The organism is Aeribacillus sp. FSL M8-0235 (assembly GCF_038000355.1).
Taxonomy (GTDB): Bacteria; Bacillota; Bacilli; order Bacillales; family Aeribacillaceae; genus Aeribacillus; species Aeribacillus composti.
The window spans coordinates 2,694,054-2,710,022 of the sequence record NZ_JBBOBW010000001.1; the positions used below are offsets into that span (position 1 = coordinate 2,694,054).

Genomic DNA, 15,969 nt, shown 5'->3' on the forward strand with positions numbered 1-15,969 from the left:
AGACCACAAAATGCTTTTGTCGTCTTCTTTTTGAAATAGTAGTATATGGTGAATTAACCCAAAAGCTAGACTGCCTCTTATTTGAAGCCGTTTAACGAAATAGGTTGACTAGTTCATTGATCGATAAAATGAAAAATAAAACAATATTTAAACTCAAAAGTACGTTGAAAAACCATTTATTTCGATCTTCCTTATGAGGAAGATGCTTTTTACTATTAAGCAAATAGATAAGGGTCAGCGCCAGAAAGGGCATAAATAGCGCACCAAGGGAACCATACAAAATAATGAGGCTCACAGGTTTTCCTATAAAATGCAAGAGCATTGGCGGGAATGTTAACCAAAAAACAAAAAATTTATAAGCTTTTGTCTTACTTAATTGTTCTTTATTCACATCATGTTTTTTAACAGTATAGACAAAATCAGCAAATAAATAAGAGACGCCATTCCAAACACCTAATACTGATGTAAAGGAAGCTGACCAAAAACCGATGAGAAATAAGATGCGTACAGTTGGGGACAACTCGTTTCCTAAAATGGTAGCAAATGATACGAGACCTTGCTCACCGTTAATGTTTGTATTCGTTCCATATAGTAATGCAGCACCCAAAATTAATAAAGAAATTGTAAAAACTGCTGTAGTAATATAGGCAATCATGGAGTCAAATCTAACGTAGCGGAGGTAGGATCGATCCTTCCAATTGTTTTCCTGCAGCCAATAGCCATAAGACGCCATGGTAATGGATCCGCCAACTCCCCCAATTAATCCGAGTGCGTAAAGCAGTGACCCTTTCGGCAACGCCGGAACAGCAGTGTCCATGATATCAGAAAGTTCCGGCAAAACAATAACAGCTGAGCCGACAACCGAAATAAACATAAGTAGAATTAAAAGATTCATAACTTTTTCAAATAGCTTATATTGCCCCATCCATGTTAATAAAAAACCTAACAAACCGCTTATAACCGCCCATACCCATAAAGGCAAGACAGGAAATAATGCAGACAGAGCCAATGCACAAGATGAAGTCGCAGCCGCTCCATAAACAAATCCCCAAATAACCGAATAAACGCCAAAATAGCTTGTTGCCCATAATCCCATAGAATGCCAGCCTTCTAAAATAGTTTTTCCAGTCAGCAAATGATATCGGCCAACACCCTCATTTAAGGCAAATTTTAAAATAGCCCCGATAATGATTGCCCATAAAAAGACAAGCCCAAAATTTGTACCGGCAACTAAGGCAGCAACTAGATCACCGGCTCCGACGCCCGTTGCTGCGACAATTAACCCCGGACCAACGGCCGGCCACTTTTTTGTGGATTTGCCATGTTCCATCACTGTCACCTTCCATCTGAGATTTGAACGTAGAAATGAGTCATCTAATATTTCTTATGAATGATCTTTCTCATTAGGGAATATAAATGTGCATGAATCAATTGCTGGATGAACATATTTTCGCATCATGCTGTTATATCTAGTTTTAGCAATTGTTCATCCATGCGAAACTTTCTCATTTATAGTTCTTATGTAAAGAATTCATATTTTATTAATTGAATATTCTGTATTTTTAAGTCGATCGTTTTCATTGCTCTTGTATCAGCTGTTTGAAATGATTTCTCGCACCTGTCTCCTTCCCTTTGTAAACGATTACGACTGTAAAAATAAACATTTACATATCGCCTCAATTTTGAAATAATTCTAATTGAAAATCATTATTATTAAGGAGGCATCAGAAATACCAATGGAAACATACAAAGTAGCCAATATAATTAAAGAGCGTCGATCGATTAAAGAATTTAAGAAAGATCCAATCCCTAAAGAAGTAATATGTGAATTATTAAATACGGCTGTTTGGGCTCCTAATCATGGATTAAGAGAGCCATGGCGGTTCGTGCTGTTTATGAATGAAGGAAAAGAAAAATTAGTTGCTGCTATTGCACAAGAAACGAACAATGGAAAAAATATCGATCGATTACGAGAAAAGCTGCTGCCGATTCCAGCACATTTATTGGTAATCATGAAAGAGGATCCGCGTCAAAAGCAGTGGGAGGAGGATTTAAAAGCGACAAGTGCATTAATCCAAAATTTTCAACTAGCTGCATGGGAAAAAGGTATTGGCGTTATATGGAAAACAGGTGCTTATATTTATTCACCATCTTTCCGACAAAAAGTTGGAGTAGAACCAGGAGAAAAAATTGTCGGCCTTCTACATATTGGCTATCCTGCCTCAATCCCAGACCCAAAACAGCGGACAAACGCAGAAGAAAAATTGACGATTATTGAATCATATTGAAAGGGAAAAGATTCAAGAGGAAATATTTTGTACAGCCTTCAAAAAATCTCCCACCTCAAGAGATAGAAGAAAAAACCGATCAGCAGGTGGGAGATATATCAGTGTGATGGCAGTGATTCTAATGTGTGCAAAGAAAAAAGCTAATGCCTTATTCAAGGAAGTGTGATTTTTAAATTGATTAGGATTAAGCACGTACTCCAAAAAATTTTTTGATTTTTGCGATAACACCTTTTTCAGGCTCATCTAATGATTGAAGCGGAACCGCTTCACCTAAAATTCTTCTCGCAATATTGCGGTAGGCAATGGAAGCACGATTGTCAGGGTTCATTACAATCGGTTCACCATTATTAGACGCTTTTATTACCTCATCATCATCAATTACAATCCCCAACAAATCAATAGAAAGATGGCTGACAATTTCATCGACATCCAGCATATCACCGTTTTTCATTAAATGATTTCGGATCCGATTAATAATTAATCGTGGCGGCTCAATATCTTCCTTCTCCAGCAAACCGATAATTCGATCCGCATCTCTCACAGCGGAAACTTCTGGTGTTGTCACGACAATCGCTTGATCCGCACCGGATACGGCATTTTTATATCCTTGTTCAATCCCGGCAGGACAGTCGATAATAATATAATCAAAATCTTGTTTTAGCTGGTCAATTAAATTTTTCATCTGCTCAGGTGTTACGGCAGTTTTATCGCTAGTTTGCGCTGCAGGCAGCAAATAAAGAAAATCATTAAAGCGTTTATCTTTTACGAGAGCTTGATGAATTTTGCATCGTTCTTGGACAACATCAACTAAATCATAAATAATCCTGTTTTCCAATCCCATGACAACATCGAGGTTCCGCAAGCCGATATCTGTATCAACTAGACAAACTTTCTTTCCCATAATGGCAAGGGCTGTACCAACATTTGCAGAAGTTGTTGTTTTGCCGACCCCGCCCTTGCCAGAAGTGACCACAATTGCCTCACCCATTCATTATTCCCCCTTCAAGCCTAGTTAAATTGGGTCTCAGATGAGCTAATTGTTGAATCCGTTCAATAATGATTGTCCCATTTTCATCAATATATGCGCATTCCATATCATTTCGAAATGATGGCTCCTTCTGATCGGGTGGCCTACTTAAAATATCGGAGATCCTCAGCTGTGTCGGCTTCATCAAGGAGGCGGCAATCACTGCATTTCGATTCCCTTCAAAACCAGCATGAGCTATGCCTTTTAAAGCCCCCATGACAAAAATATTGCCCGTTGCCATGACTGTCCCGCCAGGATTGACATCTCCTATCAGCAACAAATCCCCTCTAATTTTCAACACTTGCCCAGAACGGACGACTTTAGCAACTGAGATAACATCTGCTTCCTCTTTCCACTTCAACGCCTCTTCCTTTGAGATGACATTTGAATCAATTGCATCGACAATTAAATTTCTTTTTTTTCTTATTACGTCTTTTATTTTCTCCTCTTGTTCCTCCGTCAAAAAACGATTTCCAGCCTTTATCGTCACCCTGATCATCGGTTCATTTTCCTGAACATACTGCCTTTTGGAGAGCATCGAATCCAGTTCATTCACAATATCATGAAACGAACAGGAATCATCTAAATATAATGTCAATCCATCCTTTGTGCCTTTTATCGTTACATAATATGGTCTTTGAGCTTTCACGAAGTTCACCCCAACAAAAATCTATTTCGACAGCAATAACAAAAACTCCTCTATCAAACTTTAAAACCTAATCGTTGTGTTCACCTATTTTCAAGCCCAAAACGAATTTCTTTAAAGGATAGATTAACACACAAGCTAATACAAAATTCAGAGCAAGTGTCGGTAGCAGGCGTTCAATTGTAAACAATTGCAGAGGAACAGCTGTCATCCCGATTAGTAAATAAATACCGTATGTGAAAAATTCAAGCAATGCAACGGAAAGCTCAGTTAAAAAAATTAAAACAAAAATATTGGGATTGAGCACCCGCAAAGCTTGTATCACTAAATATGCCAAGGTCGGAAATGAGAAAGCATATATGCCGATAACTTGCGTGTAAACAACATCGAACAATAAACCGAAAACAATTCCATAAATGACGGCAATTTTCCGAGAGCCGTACGCTGCCAAGATGACAATCATCAATAGTAAAAGATGGGGAACTGCCACTTGGTGATCTGAAAGAAAAGGGATCGGAACAAGATCAACGATGATGCTTTCCAATACGAAAATAAACATAACCATTACGGGGAGGAAAAACGTTCTCAAGAGTCTTCCTCCTCTTCCAATTGATTGATATCAACTGTTGGAAGAACCCGCTCGATGATCATGACACGATCTATATCATAAAAGTCAGCTGATGGGGTTATATAAGCTATCTTTGTTAATCCGTACGAATCAAGTTCGACTTTTTTTACTTTTCCGATCACTAAACCTTCAGGAAACACTCCGCCAAGGCCAGAAGTCGCTACAATTTGATTTTCTTTGATTTGAGCATTTGATTCAATGATGTTCATTTCAAGAGCATTTTCCTGCTCACTGTAGCCGACAATGAGGCCGAATACCTTTCCGTTATTCGTATGAACCATTGCTGAAATCCGGTTTTTTCTGTCGGAAGCACTTAAAAGCTGAACGGTGGACGTAAATTCAGAAGTATTTTTCACTTTCCCGATCAATCCTTTTGCCGTTATAACCGCCATGTCTTTTTTGATTCCGTGCTGTTCGCCTTTATCAATTTTGATATAATCATGCCAACGATCAGGATTTCTTGCGATGACTGTCCCTTGGATCGACTTATATTTTCTTATATCGTTATCAGCAGATAATTTTAATTCTTCTTTTAATTGTCTGTTTTCCTGTTCTAATTCCTGCAGCTTTTCCTCCAATTGAATATAATTATTCAGTTGTTTGCGAAGCAGCTCGTTTTCTTCGTATGTATTTTTTAAATGATTCAAATTCTCAAAGAAGCCCGCAATATATTGTGCGGGCTGATGAAATACCTTCTGGACTAGTCCAACCGAATCTTGAATAAACTTCTCCTGCCACGAAAGATTGCGGTCTTCCTTTAGGGAAAAACCAATCAATGCCACCAAAATAATGATCCCGACAAGGAGCACAATTAATCGTTTATTTAGAAAAAATTGTGGCATGATTTACACCTCTAACTTATCTGTGGTCTTTTGCACGATTTTTGAATAGGTGGATATGTTCAAGAGCTTTTCCTGTTCCGACCGCTACACAATCAAGAGGATTTTCCGCAATGATTACAGGCATTTTCGTTTCGTCGCTTATAACTTTGTCTAAATTGCGAAGAAGGGCGCCCCCACCAGTTAAAACAATTCCTCGATCCATAATATCCGCCGCAAGTTCAGGCGGAGTTTTTTCCAAAGTAATTTTTACAGCATCTACGATCGCATAGACAGTATCGCGTAATGCCTCTGAAATTTCTGTCGCAGTAATTTCAATCGTTTTCGGAAGGCCTGTTAACAAATCTCTTCCGCGAATTTCCATGTTTTCAACACCTTCCGGAGCGCTTGCAGAACCGATTTCAAGCTTCACCGCTTCCGCTGTCCGATCACCAATCATTAAGTTGTAGGTTTTACGGATATAGTTAATGATGGCTTCATCCATTTCATCACCGGCAACACGGATAGATTGGCTTGTCACAATTCCGCCGAGAGAAATGATGGCAACTTCCGTTGTTCCCCCGCCGATGTCTACAACCATGCTTCCGGTCGGTTCCCAAACTGGAAGATTGGCTCCAATAGCAGCCGCAAATGGTTCTTCGATCGTATACGCATCTCTAGCGCCTGCTTGTCTCGTTGCATCAATGACCGCACGTTCTTCAACCGCAGTTATTCCCGAAGGAACACAAACCATCACATAAGGTTTTCGCGAAAAAATACCTGCATTTTTTGTTGCCTGTTTTATGTAGTATTTCATCATCGTAGCAGTCGTTTCATAATCAGCAATCACTCCGTCTTTCATTGGTCGAAGTGCTACAACATTTCCAGGCGTACGCCCGATCATATTTTTTGCATCATTACCAACTGCAACAATTTGCTTTGTATCAGTTTGCAAAGCAACAACAGATGGTTCACGCACTACAATACCTTTTCCCTTCACAAACACTAACGTATTGGCTGTCCCTAAATCTATTCCAAGGTCTCTCGTACCAATTCCAAACATAGCTGTTGTATCTCCCTTTCTTCCAAAATAAATACGTTTTTATATTCATGTAAATGTCTAATCATTATTGAAAAAACCCATAAATTATATTATAACGTAATTTTTCAAAAAAAAAAGTGCTATCAATACCCTGCGTAAAATAAAAATTTGCGAGGTATTTTTCATGAAACTTGATGAAAAGCTGATCATTGTGTTGGACGCCTCAAAAATTTTTACTAAAAAATTTTCCTAGTGGAGAATAGAGGATGAAAAATAGATGTCACAGCATATACCGCCCGTATGAAAACCTTGATTTAATTTATCCATTGAGAATAATAACTTAAAAATATTACAAGTCCATACAAAAAATATTATTTTATGTTTACAAATCCCCCCTTTGCACTCTTTATTAGCGACGGTTTAGAATGTCATAAAAAATAATGGTTTTTTCAGTTGATTGTGTTTCAATTCAAATGACTCCAATAAAGTATTACATAACAATTCTGCCGAAGTTTCAAGTTCATCTATTATTGAAAATCACTAAAATATGAGCTTTTTCTCCAACTTTGGCTCTTCTTATGTCGCAAACCCTTTGTAATGCGGACATCATTTGGAGCCCGCGAGGCCGTGCAAATGTTTTTTGAAATTCCTTTTATCATGCACTTATGCGTTGTAATAACGTCACTGCCCCGCTTCAAGCAGCTTTTTATCGTGCTTTGCGCGGCTGGTCAGTATGTTATATACCGTTGATGTCTCCCATCTGTCCCCCTGCAAATTCAGCAAGACGGTGGTTGTTCGCATTACGTGTCTAGAAGCGCAAAAATCTGTCCGAAAAAGCGCTAGCAGTTCAGAATCCAAAGCTATTAACTGTAATACGTGTTAGGATTGATTTTAAATGAAGGCATACTTTTTCACCCATTTATAACTCGGGAAAATAAGTTTTTTAACCATATAAAGTGTGTAAAAATAACTCCTTTTTCGCAATGACAAAATTTTGGGTGAAATGTAATGATTATACATATAAGTGGTTTTCATAAAACTTTGTTGCTGGAACTGAGGTAGAATGACTAGAGTAAAATGAATTGTTATTTTTCAATAATAAGTTAGCTGGTCTGATGCAGTTGCCAAAAAAAGAACATCAATACAAATTCAAGTGCACAATCACATAGGCAGCAGTGCGACGAGGATCTTAACTTCAGAAGTCTGTAATCTTAAATGAAAACATGCTTCCTTACAATTCATTATAAAAGACAGGAGCATCATATGAGTAATATAAAATAGAACCTTATATATGAAAGTTTTCCAATAAAGTAAAGGGATGCTATTGATTATATATCAAGCCATTCTCCATCAGCAATAGATATTCAAAGATAAAAATTCATAAAACTGCGAATGTCATTTTTAAGCTTAAAAAATTGGAAGTCATTTATCAATAATTTCATAGATCTAATCTTCACACATCATAAAAAGAGGTGCACTTCATATCCAGTGCACCCCAACAATTGACATAGAACCTTTTAAAAAAACGTTATAAATATCCCTTTTCTTTTAAACTGACGTATTTACGCTCTCCGATTATGATATGATCTAAAAGTTCAATCCCGATCAGCTTTCCGCATTCGGACAAGCGCCTCGTGACTTCAATATCCTCTTTGCTTGGGGAGGGATCTCCTGATGGATGATTATGGATACAAATAAAAGATGCAGCTGAACATTTCAATGCCTCCTTGAAGACTTCTCTTGGGTGAACAATTGATGTATTTAAACTGCCAATGAAAATCGTTTGCTTATGCAGCACTTGGTTTTTTGTGTTTAAATATAAACCTGTATAATTTATATAAATACAAAAAATACTTCCACTGAGTACATATATGATAGGAAGAAAAAATTAAATGGTTAAAATAAAAAATCCCTTCCTATCGGAGGAGGGATTTTTTTATGCAAAAAATTTTTTTAAAAAAGGTTGACTGATACGAATTCGTATCATATAATAAAATCAGAAAGTTGATACGAATTCGTATCAAAAGTTATAAAAAGGAGTTGGGAGAAATGAAAAACATTATGAAACGTGCTTGGGAAATCGCTAAAGAAGGAGTGAAAAAATTCGGTGGTAAAGTAAAAGAATATTTTGCAATGGCTCTTAAATTAGCTTGGAAAGAAGCGAAAAGAATCGCTACAGATCAAGCAGGCTCCATCCAATTGATGGGCTCCGAAAAGCAAATCAAATGGGCAGAAGATATTCGCAAAGTTGTTGTTGAAAACATTGACGGAGTTTTCGAAGTGATCGAAAGATCATTAGATGAAAACAAAGAGGATATGAGTGAAAGAAAATTTAAATTCGCTCAAGAAGGTGTAGAAGAATTGAAAAAAGCTGCGACAGACTTCATCGAAAACGAAGAAAACGCCGCAGCTTGGATCGACAAATTTAAAGCTGTTACACGTGAAAGAAATGTTAAAAGAGCGATTTTTGAAGCGTTGCAAAATGAAGTTGAAAATTTTGATATTCGTGTTGCTCGCGCTGTTAATGACGTTTTTGTCACAGCAGATATCAAATTCTTGAAAGGAGAGTTTTGATGATGTTTTTGTATCAGGTTGTCACACCTGCTGAAGTTGAAGAAATGTTCTCCCTGCCGGAAGGTTCCGTTCGTCGGGATCTCCGGCGGGAAAAATTCCGGAAATCAGAAATTAGAAAAAGCGGTGCAACTTGGCTCATTACATTGAGGGAGGCGAAAAGAGTGTATAGTGAAGAATATGAAGACCGCATCCCAGTCAAAAAAGACTGGGAGTGGATACGAAATTATATTGACAGTGAGCTGAACCCGGTTATTGAAGAAGAAATTGTGCAGTTTCTTGATGGTGCCCCGTTTGACCGAATTTACGATCTATACCAAGATGCCATTGTGGGTGCTAGTATTGAGGACGGAGAAGAATACCTATCCTTCCCTGAGTGGTTTTACCGCTTCAGGGAGAGTTATGAGGGGGTTGAATAAGTGAAAATCAGATTATACAAGAATAGAGACGGTGTTTTTGTGATTGAAAAAGATGGAATTATGGAGGAGCATTATTTGACAGAAGGGTCTTTCTTGGAAGACGTGGAAGCATTGTCGAAAGACGGATATTTCGAAATTTCAAACGATATATGGAAACTCGTCAGACCTGTTTTTAAAAACAGAAGAAAACAATATATTAAAAGACATAAAGAATATTTTCAAAAATATAGAGAAATATGAAGCACGACCGAAAGGCCGTGCTTTTTTTGCTATTTCGTGATAAAGGCCGGGTAGCCTTTTTTCTTGAGCTCTGCCACAAGCCGTTCAGCGTTTTTCTTATCATTAAACGCCCCGACTTGGACACGATATAAATTGTCTTTCGATGTTGTTTTTGGGGTAGGTTTAAGTGTAGGCTTCGGTTCTTCTTTCCGTTTTAGTTTAGCGTACTTCGCAACCGCCTGAGCTATTAACCATCCAGCCTTTTCTAAAACCTTATCATCCCGTAATTTCTTAATGTCGATCCGGGAATCCATAAATCCGCCTTCAATTAAAATCGCCGTGCATTTTGTTTCCCGCGTAATATGCAAGTCAGTATATTTAATCCCGCGATCTCTTAATCCATAGGCCTTAACAATTGCAGGCTGCACCAATTTTGCAAGCCGCACCGAATCTGCTGGTTTCGTTTTATAAACGTGGGTTTCAACGCCAGTCCATTCACCCCATTTGCCAGTGTTCGCGTTATGATGAAACGAAATGTAAACATTAGCGCCCCATGCATTTGCTTTGTCGGTCCTTGTCTTGAGAGGAACGTCAATTTTACCAGTCGGATCATCCGTACGGAGCAATTGAACTCCTTCGTACTTTTGGATTTCATCTGCAAAAGCCCGTGCAACCTTGTTGTTGAAGGACCACTCTTTTTCCCCGTCCGGGGTCTGTTTGCCCGGGGTATTCACCCCATGTCCAGCACAGTATGCGATTTTCAACGTCATTATTTATCTTCCCCTTTCTCTAATGCATATTTGATTGACGCGACGGATCCGATGCCGTACAAGGCATATTGCAATCCGTTAACCATCACTTCAAAAGAAAAAGCGTTGTTCTCAAAAATCGAGAAAGCAACGCCTAGTAAAACTGCGACAATCGGAATGTAGCGATTCGAAAGATTGGTTGCTTGACGGATTGCGTACAGCAAAACGGCTAATGCCACATATGCAGTGAATTCAATTGATAGAATTGCTTCCATTTATCTCATCCTCTCAAATAATTTAGTAACGAAAAAACAAAAGTGACCGCCAAAGCACTGACGCTCACCCAAAAAGCTCTATTTGCCCGTTTATCATCTTTTAACTCTATTAATTCCTTTTCAACATTTTTGAATCTGATATCCGCTTCATTTCTCGTTATGAAGCTAGAAGTCAGTAAATCTAGTTTTGTTTCGATTCTCTCTACACTTTTAGTCAACGTTTCAAGTTGGGTCTCTAATGCGGTTATCCGTTCGTAATCTTTCTGTTCCAATTTTTGATACCCCCGTTCTTCTGAATGTGAGGGCCCGCTATCGCGGACCCTGTCAGATTCACAGTTTCTCAGATTCCAGATTACGGCGCGATGTACGCGGAGCGAAAGCCGATGTCATGATACGAGTTCGACCGAGCGTTGCGCAGGAACAGAGCAAACACACCAGCACCCGCGCCAATGTCCCAGTTGCCACCGCGTAGCGCAACACGCTCACCGTAGTTACGCACCCAAATACCATCCCCTCCGTGGTTCGCATCAATCGGCGCGATAGCAAGAGTTTTTAGTAGATCAGGAACAGTAAAACCGTTTTTGGCAGCTAAAGTTTCGAAAGTTGTGAAGCTATATCCATAATTAGGGTTGGAGCTTGCGTCGCCCGTGTACATCGGATTTGTTCTTTCCGCCCCTAAAACAGGATCTCCGCCAATATCTGAACCAGTTGTATTTTCATTTCCGGCAGTAGTGTTATCAAAGTAAACGCCTGTATCCACCCACTGATCGACTACGCGCGGCCCTTCTGGTGTATTGAAATTGTTGTCCTGATGAACATAAATCTTTCCATCTATGAGTTTCAATCCGTCGACCCATTCCCATACGTTTCCGTTGAGATCGAAGATACCCTCATTCGTTCCATCGTGCGACCAAGAAGCAGGACCAGATCCTGTTGCGACACGACCATTTCTCATAGTTCCAGCATCGTTGTACGTGTACGTTACTTTGCCCAGCTCATGAGTTGCCGAATGGTCTTTTCCGTAGTTGTTGTTGCCTCGAGGCATTGTTCCATTTTTCTTCGTCCACAGAGCGATTGCCGCCCATTCGGCGTTTGTCATGAGATGCCAACCTGGACCTTTAGCTACACAATATTGCTTCGCCTGATCGTACGTAACATAAACTCTCGGATCCTGAAAAGGAATAGAATATGCGCGTCCGTCGTGTACGATATTTTGATATTTAGAAACCCAAATCCCGTCTTTGACAACGCCGTTTACGATGAATGCGGGATGTGGAACGTTTGGCCCGCTGGGGATGACGTCTGAAATATTGAAACGCGGAATAAATACCATGATAGACGGATTACCCTTGTCGTCATACATGACGGTGTTTTTTCCGCCTGTCGCCGATTCTACCGCTTGTCTATATGAGTCTTTTACAGATAATACGAATGCCATTATTCAGTCACCTCTTCTGGATTTTGTTCTTTTACAGTTTCGGCAGTTTCTTCGTATCCAGCAGGCAAAGTCCACAATCGAAGCTCAACTTTATTAATGTCGAGTTCACGATCACGCTCGATATAGATATCGTTTCCCGCTTCATCAACCTCGCCGCTAGGAACCAGTTCGCGTTGTTTCGGAGGGATGATGATCGTAGCGACGTACCAAGCGCCGATGCCCTCACGCATGGTTTGCAGCTGATTGTCTAGGCAAATATCGATAACCTTTTGTACATCAGACTGTCTTTCCTGCAAATCGATAGATACCTGTCCTCCGATTGTCAACACTTTCCCCTGCAACGAATATGTTGCTTTTGGTCCTTGATTAATTTCAGTGATAATCATTTTTATCTCCTCCTTAGACTGCAGGATTGATTAAAGTCCATAAAAAAGTGACCGAACTTGCACTGCCGGTCATCTTGACTTTAAAACCATTTTGAGTTTTGTCATAAACCTGTAAATCCCCGATGAGCCCCGTGTCTCCGCTAATAGGAGTAACGATCACATCATAGTTAGGGGCATTAATTTGCGCAAAACCATTTAAACTAACTTGAACGAAAGGATCCAAATCTCGAAAATAACCATTAGATGAAGATGCCGAAATCGTTGCCTGTCCTTGTAGCAATCTCTGTTTTTTGTACTTTTCAAGTTCTTTTGTGTTTAAGTTGACCTGCTGCGCCAGAAATGTGGCTAAAAGACCAACACTTGAATGGCCAATCTCAATCCCCTCAACGATGTTGTTCATATTCCCAGCACTGAAAGGTGTGCCTTCTTGAATAATGTTGCCGTTTGAATCTTTTATTCGATCCTGCCATTGAATTTTTTCATAAGGCACGGTTTAAACACCTCCTACACTTTTTTAAGAGTATATTTGAACGTCACAAGCAATCCGTTAACGGACGGCTTTGTAATATTTTCTGGTTGAGAATCAAACACTTCACCATCTTTATCAATCAATTGAACTTGCGTGATATTTCCACTGACTTTATCGTCAAGATATAGATAAATATTGACGTCATCACCACTTATGGCTGTTTTAAAAATCGGTGTACTATAGACTTTTCCGTCTAGGGTGTACTGCCCCTCTCTAATCAACCCTACTAAAGCGTTTTTAAATTTTAAAAGTCCATTCGATGATATTGCCAACTAGACCACCTCCCCAGCTACAAACGTACCGCATATTGGGTATGCATCTTGTGTTAACGAAAAATATAATTCGCTTAAATCGTACTCATTGGCATGAGTGATATTATCGTTATACGGCTCATATACACCACATATTGGGTATACATCTTGAATAGTAGAGCTTTGGATCTGACCGAACTGAAAACTATTCACTGAATCTACATTATCGTTTGTTTGCTTTTCTTCAGCAGATATCATCCATCCAGCAAAATATTCAAACGGGTATAAAATCTTATTGTATCCCGAAGTGATGGACAGCAGGCGTTCATTTATATATTCCCAATGAGTTCCGACGCCACCGGTAATAACCTTGTTCAGTTGTTCAAACGGAATAGAAATCGGATCATCTTTACCTTTAATTGTTATAAATAGCGTAGCCGGCGCCCATGCAAATGGACCGTCTTTCACTTCAAATCCGGATTGAACGCTCACAAGATGGTCACCGAGATAAACTTCTAGGAGCTTGATAATTGTCTCAATATCGCCATCAGATAAGTAGTTTACGATAATACGAGTTTTTAGCTTAAGACGATATTCCTCATCGGAAATACCGCCTCGAGGTTCTTGTAAGATCTCAACCCCAATACGATCAAGAACAACGCCCTCAGCTTCATCGATGTCTCGCCATAATTCCATCTTGTCGAGAGTTTCTTGTAAGTCGTCAATTTGGTCCGAAACAATCGTAAAAAGCTTCCCAATTGTGCTATCGGGCGTTTTTTTAAACATATCCGGAAGTTTGCTAAGCATATCCGTTAAAAAACTCATGAGACCACAACCTTGTCATATGTGGTTTTTGCCACTTGGTTAGAATCGACGACGATATTAGATTGAAAATAATTAATGCCATCCGTGCTTAATTCCACGATGGCATCATCTACACCAACAGTATTTAATACTGCGGCTACAATTTTCGCATGAACCACATTTTGTTTGAGCCCTAGACCGGGATATTCGTTACCATTTTCATCAGTGCCACCAATATAACTAAGTATTTTATTTCTAACATTCTTAATACCATCCGATGGAAATTCAGCACCTTTTGTGAGAGTAACTCTCACGTAAACTTGAATAGTTTCTGGTCTTGTAAACCCAATATCATGAACAGTTCCTTTGGAATCTGTGACCTGTACAACAGTTGTTCCATATACCTGAATGCCTCCAGGAGCAACGGAAAATATCGCTTGTGCCACGTCTTCGTCGCTCCCGCCAAATACAAAGGGTGCAATGCAATGTGGGGGGAAACCGTTTTTTTCGACACTAGACGTGTTTTGATTGACGATTGCATCTCGAACTCCTGGCACTTCCAGAAGTTTGGCTTCAATACTTTCTATATTAGAAGATCCGGATTTTTCAGGGTAATTTTGAAATCTCTCATAAAATTCAGCGTCTGTTTCTGCATCTCTACCACCTGTAGTGGGTTCAAGATTGACAACAGAATGAACATTAGGATCTAATTCTATGATTTCAGTTATGGCCCCAGCATCTACGTTTCCTTTTGCTCCGGATTCTTGCGCGTAAATTTCAGCATAACCAACTCCGTTGCCGTCTAGTGTGCAATCTTCTGTTGTTTCAAATAAAACATTATTTTTTGTCCCAACAACAAAACCCGCTTCTATAGTTGTGTTGGGTTCCCCAGTAATCTGTATTTTTCCGTAAGCATAGTCAGCTTTTAAAGGTGTCATTCCTTTTAATTTCCCCAATCGATACAATGACACCCCTTCTGCAGTTCCGGGAAATGAGTTATTATATACCCGTTCAACGTTGTCCCAAAGAATGGCTTGAAACCAAGCAAAAATACGAAGAATAATTCCGAGTGGTGTATAAGCTTTGGTGTTTACGTCCTCTCCAAACAATTCCTTTGCTTTTGCTTCCATCTCATCAATAAGATCACTGTACGTTTTTTTTGAAAATCCATTGCGATCAAGCATCTACAGTCACTCCTTCTAAACTAACGGAAGACCCATCAGTTTTTACGACTGTTACATCTACGCTTATTCTCCTATTGTCTGGGGTAAAAATGATTTCTCTTACTTCTGCTACTCGGTCCTCTTGCATCAAGGCCTCTACAATGTCGTAATGAGCCTGTTCTTCATCAAATTGCTTAGTTAAAATATTGCTCCGATCTAATCCTATTGTTTCATCCAACTGGAATTCTCCAAGTTGTATTTTTAAAATCATTTCTAGATTTTGTAATAATTCCTCATCGTCGCTAACCATTTCTAACTCTCCACTCTCATTAAAAACTAAGTCACCATTTACAAGTTCCAAAGTTTTCAACCATCAAACACCCCCACTACGACTGCATCATTTTCGCTAAAAAGAGAATGCGAATCCGGATCAATGAAGTTGGTGCCGTTTAAATCTGCCAGTGATCTTTGAGCACACATGTAAAAGACTAAACACCCAACCCTAATATCATCTTGGCAATGCTTCAAAACAGGGGCATCGTTGATTGGTGATTGCTTATAAACGTTGTCATTTGTATCTGCCATAAGAAAAAGAGGCTGTAAATCAGCTCTCTTAGTATTCGAATCATATTTCAAAACTTTTGCCGGCGCTAGTGTGTGGATGCTCAATAACGTTTCTCTTTTATACTTTTCAAAGAACTTTGACATGTAGCTCA

21 protein-coding genes and 1 pseudogene are annotated in these 15,969 nt (G+C 39.2%); 4 read left to right on the forward strand and 18 right to left on the reverse strand.

What is annotated here, in order from left to right; all coding sequences use genetic code 11:
- Nucleotides 1–91: 91 nt before the first annotated feature.
- A complete protein-coding gene (locus NSQ71_RS13105) occupies nt 92–1,330 on the reverse strand; it encodes an Nramp family divalent metal transporter (RefSeq protein ID WP_340734023.1) in 1,239 nt (412 codons plus the stop codon).
- 406 nt (nt 1,331–1,736) lie between these two features.
- On the opposite strand from NSQ71_RS13105, the gene NSQ71_RS13110 reads away from it, so the two are divergent.
- The gene (locus NSQ71_RS13110; RefSeq protein ID WP_339210163.1) at nt 1,737–2,288 is read left to right on the forward strand and encodes a nitroreductase family protein; all 552 of its coding nucleotides are present in this window, start codon (nt 1,737–1,739) and stop codon (nt 2,286–2,288) included.
- Nucleotides 2,289–2,472: 184 nt separating this feature from the next.
- Here the strand turns inward: NSQ71_RS13110 and minD are convergent, their stop codons facing one another.
- From minD to radC, 6 genes and pseudogenes are all read right to left on the reverse strand, one after another.
- Nucleotides 2,473–3,276, reverse strand: coding sequence for a septum site-determining protein MinD (gene minD, locus NSQ71_RS13115; RefSeq protein WP_327856493.1), 804 nt, complete (start codon nt 3,274–3,276; stop codon nt 2,473–2,475).
- A complete protein-coding gene (gene minC / locus NSQ71_RS13120) occupies nt 3,269–3,973 on the reverse strand; it encodes a septum site-determining protein MinC (protein ID WP_082829524.1) in 705 nt (234 codons plus the stop codon). Before minC ends, minD begins: the two co-directional genes overlap by 8 nt.
- A gap of 58 nt (nt 3,974–4,031) precedes the next feature.
- A complete protein-coding gene (mreD, locus tag NSQ71_RS13125) occupies nt 4,032–4,550 on the reverse strand; it encodes a rod shape-determining protein MreD (RefSeq protein ID WP_340734024.1) in 519 nt (172 codons plus the stop codon).
- On the reverse strand, nt 4,547–5,431 hold the full coding sequence (mreC, locus tag NSQ71_RS13130; protein ID WP_311066364.1) for a rod shape-determining protein MreC: 885 nt from the start codon (nt 5,429–5,431) through the stop codon (nt 4,547–4,549). Before mreC ends, mreD begins: the two co-directional genes overlap by 4 nt.
- Before the next feature lie 16 nt (nt 5,432–5,447).
- Nucleotides 5,448–6,470 (reverse strand): rod shape-determining protein, encoded by a 1,023-nt coding sequence (locus NSQ71_RS13135; RefSeq protein ID WP_340734025.1) that lies wholly within the window; start codon nt 6,468–6,470, stop codon nt 5,448–5,450.
- Nucleotides 6,471–7,977: 1,507 nt separating this feature from the next.
- A pseudogene (gene radC, locus NSQ71_RS13140) lies at nt 7,978–8,277 on the reverse strand (RadC family protein); the annotation flags it as partial.
- A 221-nt stretch (nt 8,278–8,498) separates the two neighbouring features.
- Between radC and NSQ71_RS13145 the strand changes: the two are divergent.
- From NSQ71_RS13145 to NSQ71_RS13155, 3 genes are read left to right on the forward strand one after another with little or no spacing between them, the layout of a single operon-like run.
- The gene (locus NSQ71_RS13145) at nt 8,499–9,023 is read left to right on the forward strand and encodes a hypothetical protein (protein ID WP_340734026.1); all 525 of its coding nucleotides are present in this window, start codon (nt 8,499–8,501) and stop codon (nt 9,021–9,023) included.
- A complete protein-coding gene (locus tag NSQ71_RS13150) occupies nt 9,023–9,439 on the forward strand; it encodes a helix-turn-helix domain-containing protein (protein ID WP_340734027.1) in 417 nt (138 codons plus the stop codon). Before NSQ71_RS13145 ends, NSQ71_RS13150 begins: the two co-directional genes overlap by 1 nt.
- Nucleotides 9,440–9,679, forward strand: a complete 240-nt coding sequence (locus NSQ71_RS13155) for a hypothetical protein (RefSeq protein ID WP_340734028.1) — start codon at nt 9,440–9,442, stop codon at nt 9,677–9,679.
- 29 nt (nt 9,680–9,708) lie between these two features.
- Here NSQ71_RS13155 and NSQ71_RS13160 read toward each other — a convergent pair whose 3' ends face one another.
- The 11 genes from NSQ71_RS13160 to NSQ71_RS13210 all read right to left on the reverse strand — a co-directional run bounded on the left by NSQ71_RS13160 (nt 9,709) and on the right by NSQ71_RS13210 (nt 15,961).
- Nucleotides 9,709–10,428: an N-acetylmuramoyl-L-alanine amidase gene (locus NSQ71_RS13160; RefSeq protein ID WP_340734029.1), complete on the reverse strand. Its 720-nt coding sequence runs from the start codon at nt 10,426–10,428 to the stop codon at nt 9,709–9,711.
- Entirely contained in the window at nt 10,428–10,682 is a 255-nt protein-coding gene (locus tag NSQ71_RS13165) for a hypothetical protein (protein WP_340734030.1), read from the reverse strand. Before NSQ71_RS13165 ends, NSQ71_RS13160 begins: the two co-directional genes overlap by 1 nt.
- A 5-nt stretch (nt 10,683–10,687) precedes the next feature.
- Nucleotides 10,688–10,954, reverse strand: a complete 267-nt coding sequence (locus tag NSQ71_RS13170) for a hypothetical protein (protein ID WP_340734031.1) — start codon at nt 10,952–10,954, stop codon at nt 10,688–10,690.
- 80 nt (nt 10,955–11,034) lie between these two features.
- A complete protein-coding gene (locus tag NSQ71_RS13175; protein ID WP_340734032.1) occupies nt 11,035–12,120 on the reverse strand; it encodes an SUMF1/EgtB/PvdO family nonheme iron enzyme in 1,086 nt (361 codons plus the stop codon).
- A complete protein-coding gene (locus NSQ71_RS13180) occupies nt 12,120–12,506 on the reverse strand; it encodes an AAA family ATPase (protein ID WP_340734033.1) in 387 nt (128 codons plus the stop codon). Before NSQ71_RS13180 ends, NSQ71_RS13175 begins: the two co-directional genes overlap by 1 nt.
- 13 nt (nt 12,507–12,519) lie before the next feature.
- A complete protein-coding gene (locus NSQ71_RS13185; protein ID WP_340734034.1) occupies nt 12,520–12,996 on the reverse strand; it encodes a signal transduction protein in 477 nt (158 codons plus the stop codon).
- A gap of 14 nt (nt 12,997–13,010) precedes the next feature.
- The gene (locus tag NSQ71_RS13190; protein ID WP_340734035.1) at nt 13,011–13,307 is read right to left on the reverse strand and encodes a hypothetical protein; all 297 of its coding nucleotides are present in this window, start codon (nt 13,305–13,307) and stop codon (nt 13,011–13,013) included.
- On the reverse strand, nt 13,308–14,111 hold the full coding sequence (locus NSQ71_RS13195) for a hypothetical protein (RefSeq protein WP_340734036.1): 804 nt from the start codon (nt 14,109–14,111) through the stop codon (nt 13,308–13,310).
- Complete coding sequence (locus tag NSQ71_RS13200; protein ID WP_340734037.1) at nt 14,108–15,274, reverse strand: baseplate J/gp47 family protein; 1,167 nt, start codon at nt 15,272–15,274, stop codon at nt 14,108–14,110. Before NSQ71_RS13200 ends, NSQ71_RS13195 begins: the two co-directional genes overlap by 4 nt.
- Nucleotides 15,267–15,623, reverse strand: a complete 357-nt coding sequence (locus NSQ71_RS13205) for a DUF2634 domain-containing protein (protein WP_340734038.1) — start codon at nt 15,621–15,623, stop codon at nt 15,267–15,269. The genes NSQ71_RS13200 and NSQ71_RS13205 overlap by 8 nt, the downstream gene beginning before the upstream one ends.
- Nucleotides 15,620–15,961, reverse strand: coding sequence for a hypothetical protein (locus NSQ71_RS13210; RefSeq protein ID WP_340734039.1), 342 nt, complete (start codon nt 15,959–15,961; stop codon nt 15,620–15,622). The genes NSQ71_RS13205 and NSQ71_RS13210 overlap by 4 nt, the downstream gene beginning before the upstream one ends.
- Between the last annotated feature and the right edge of the window lie 8 nt (nt 15,962–15,969).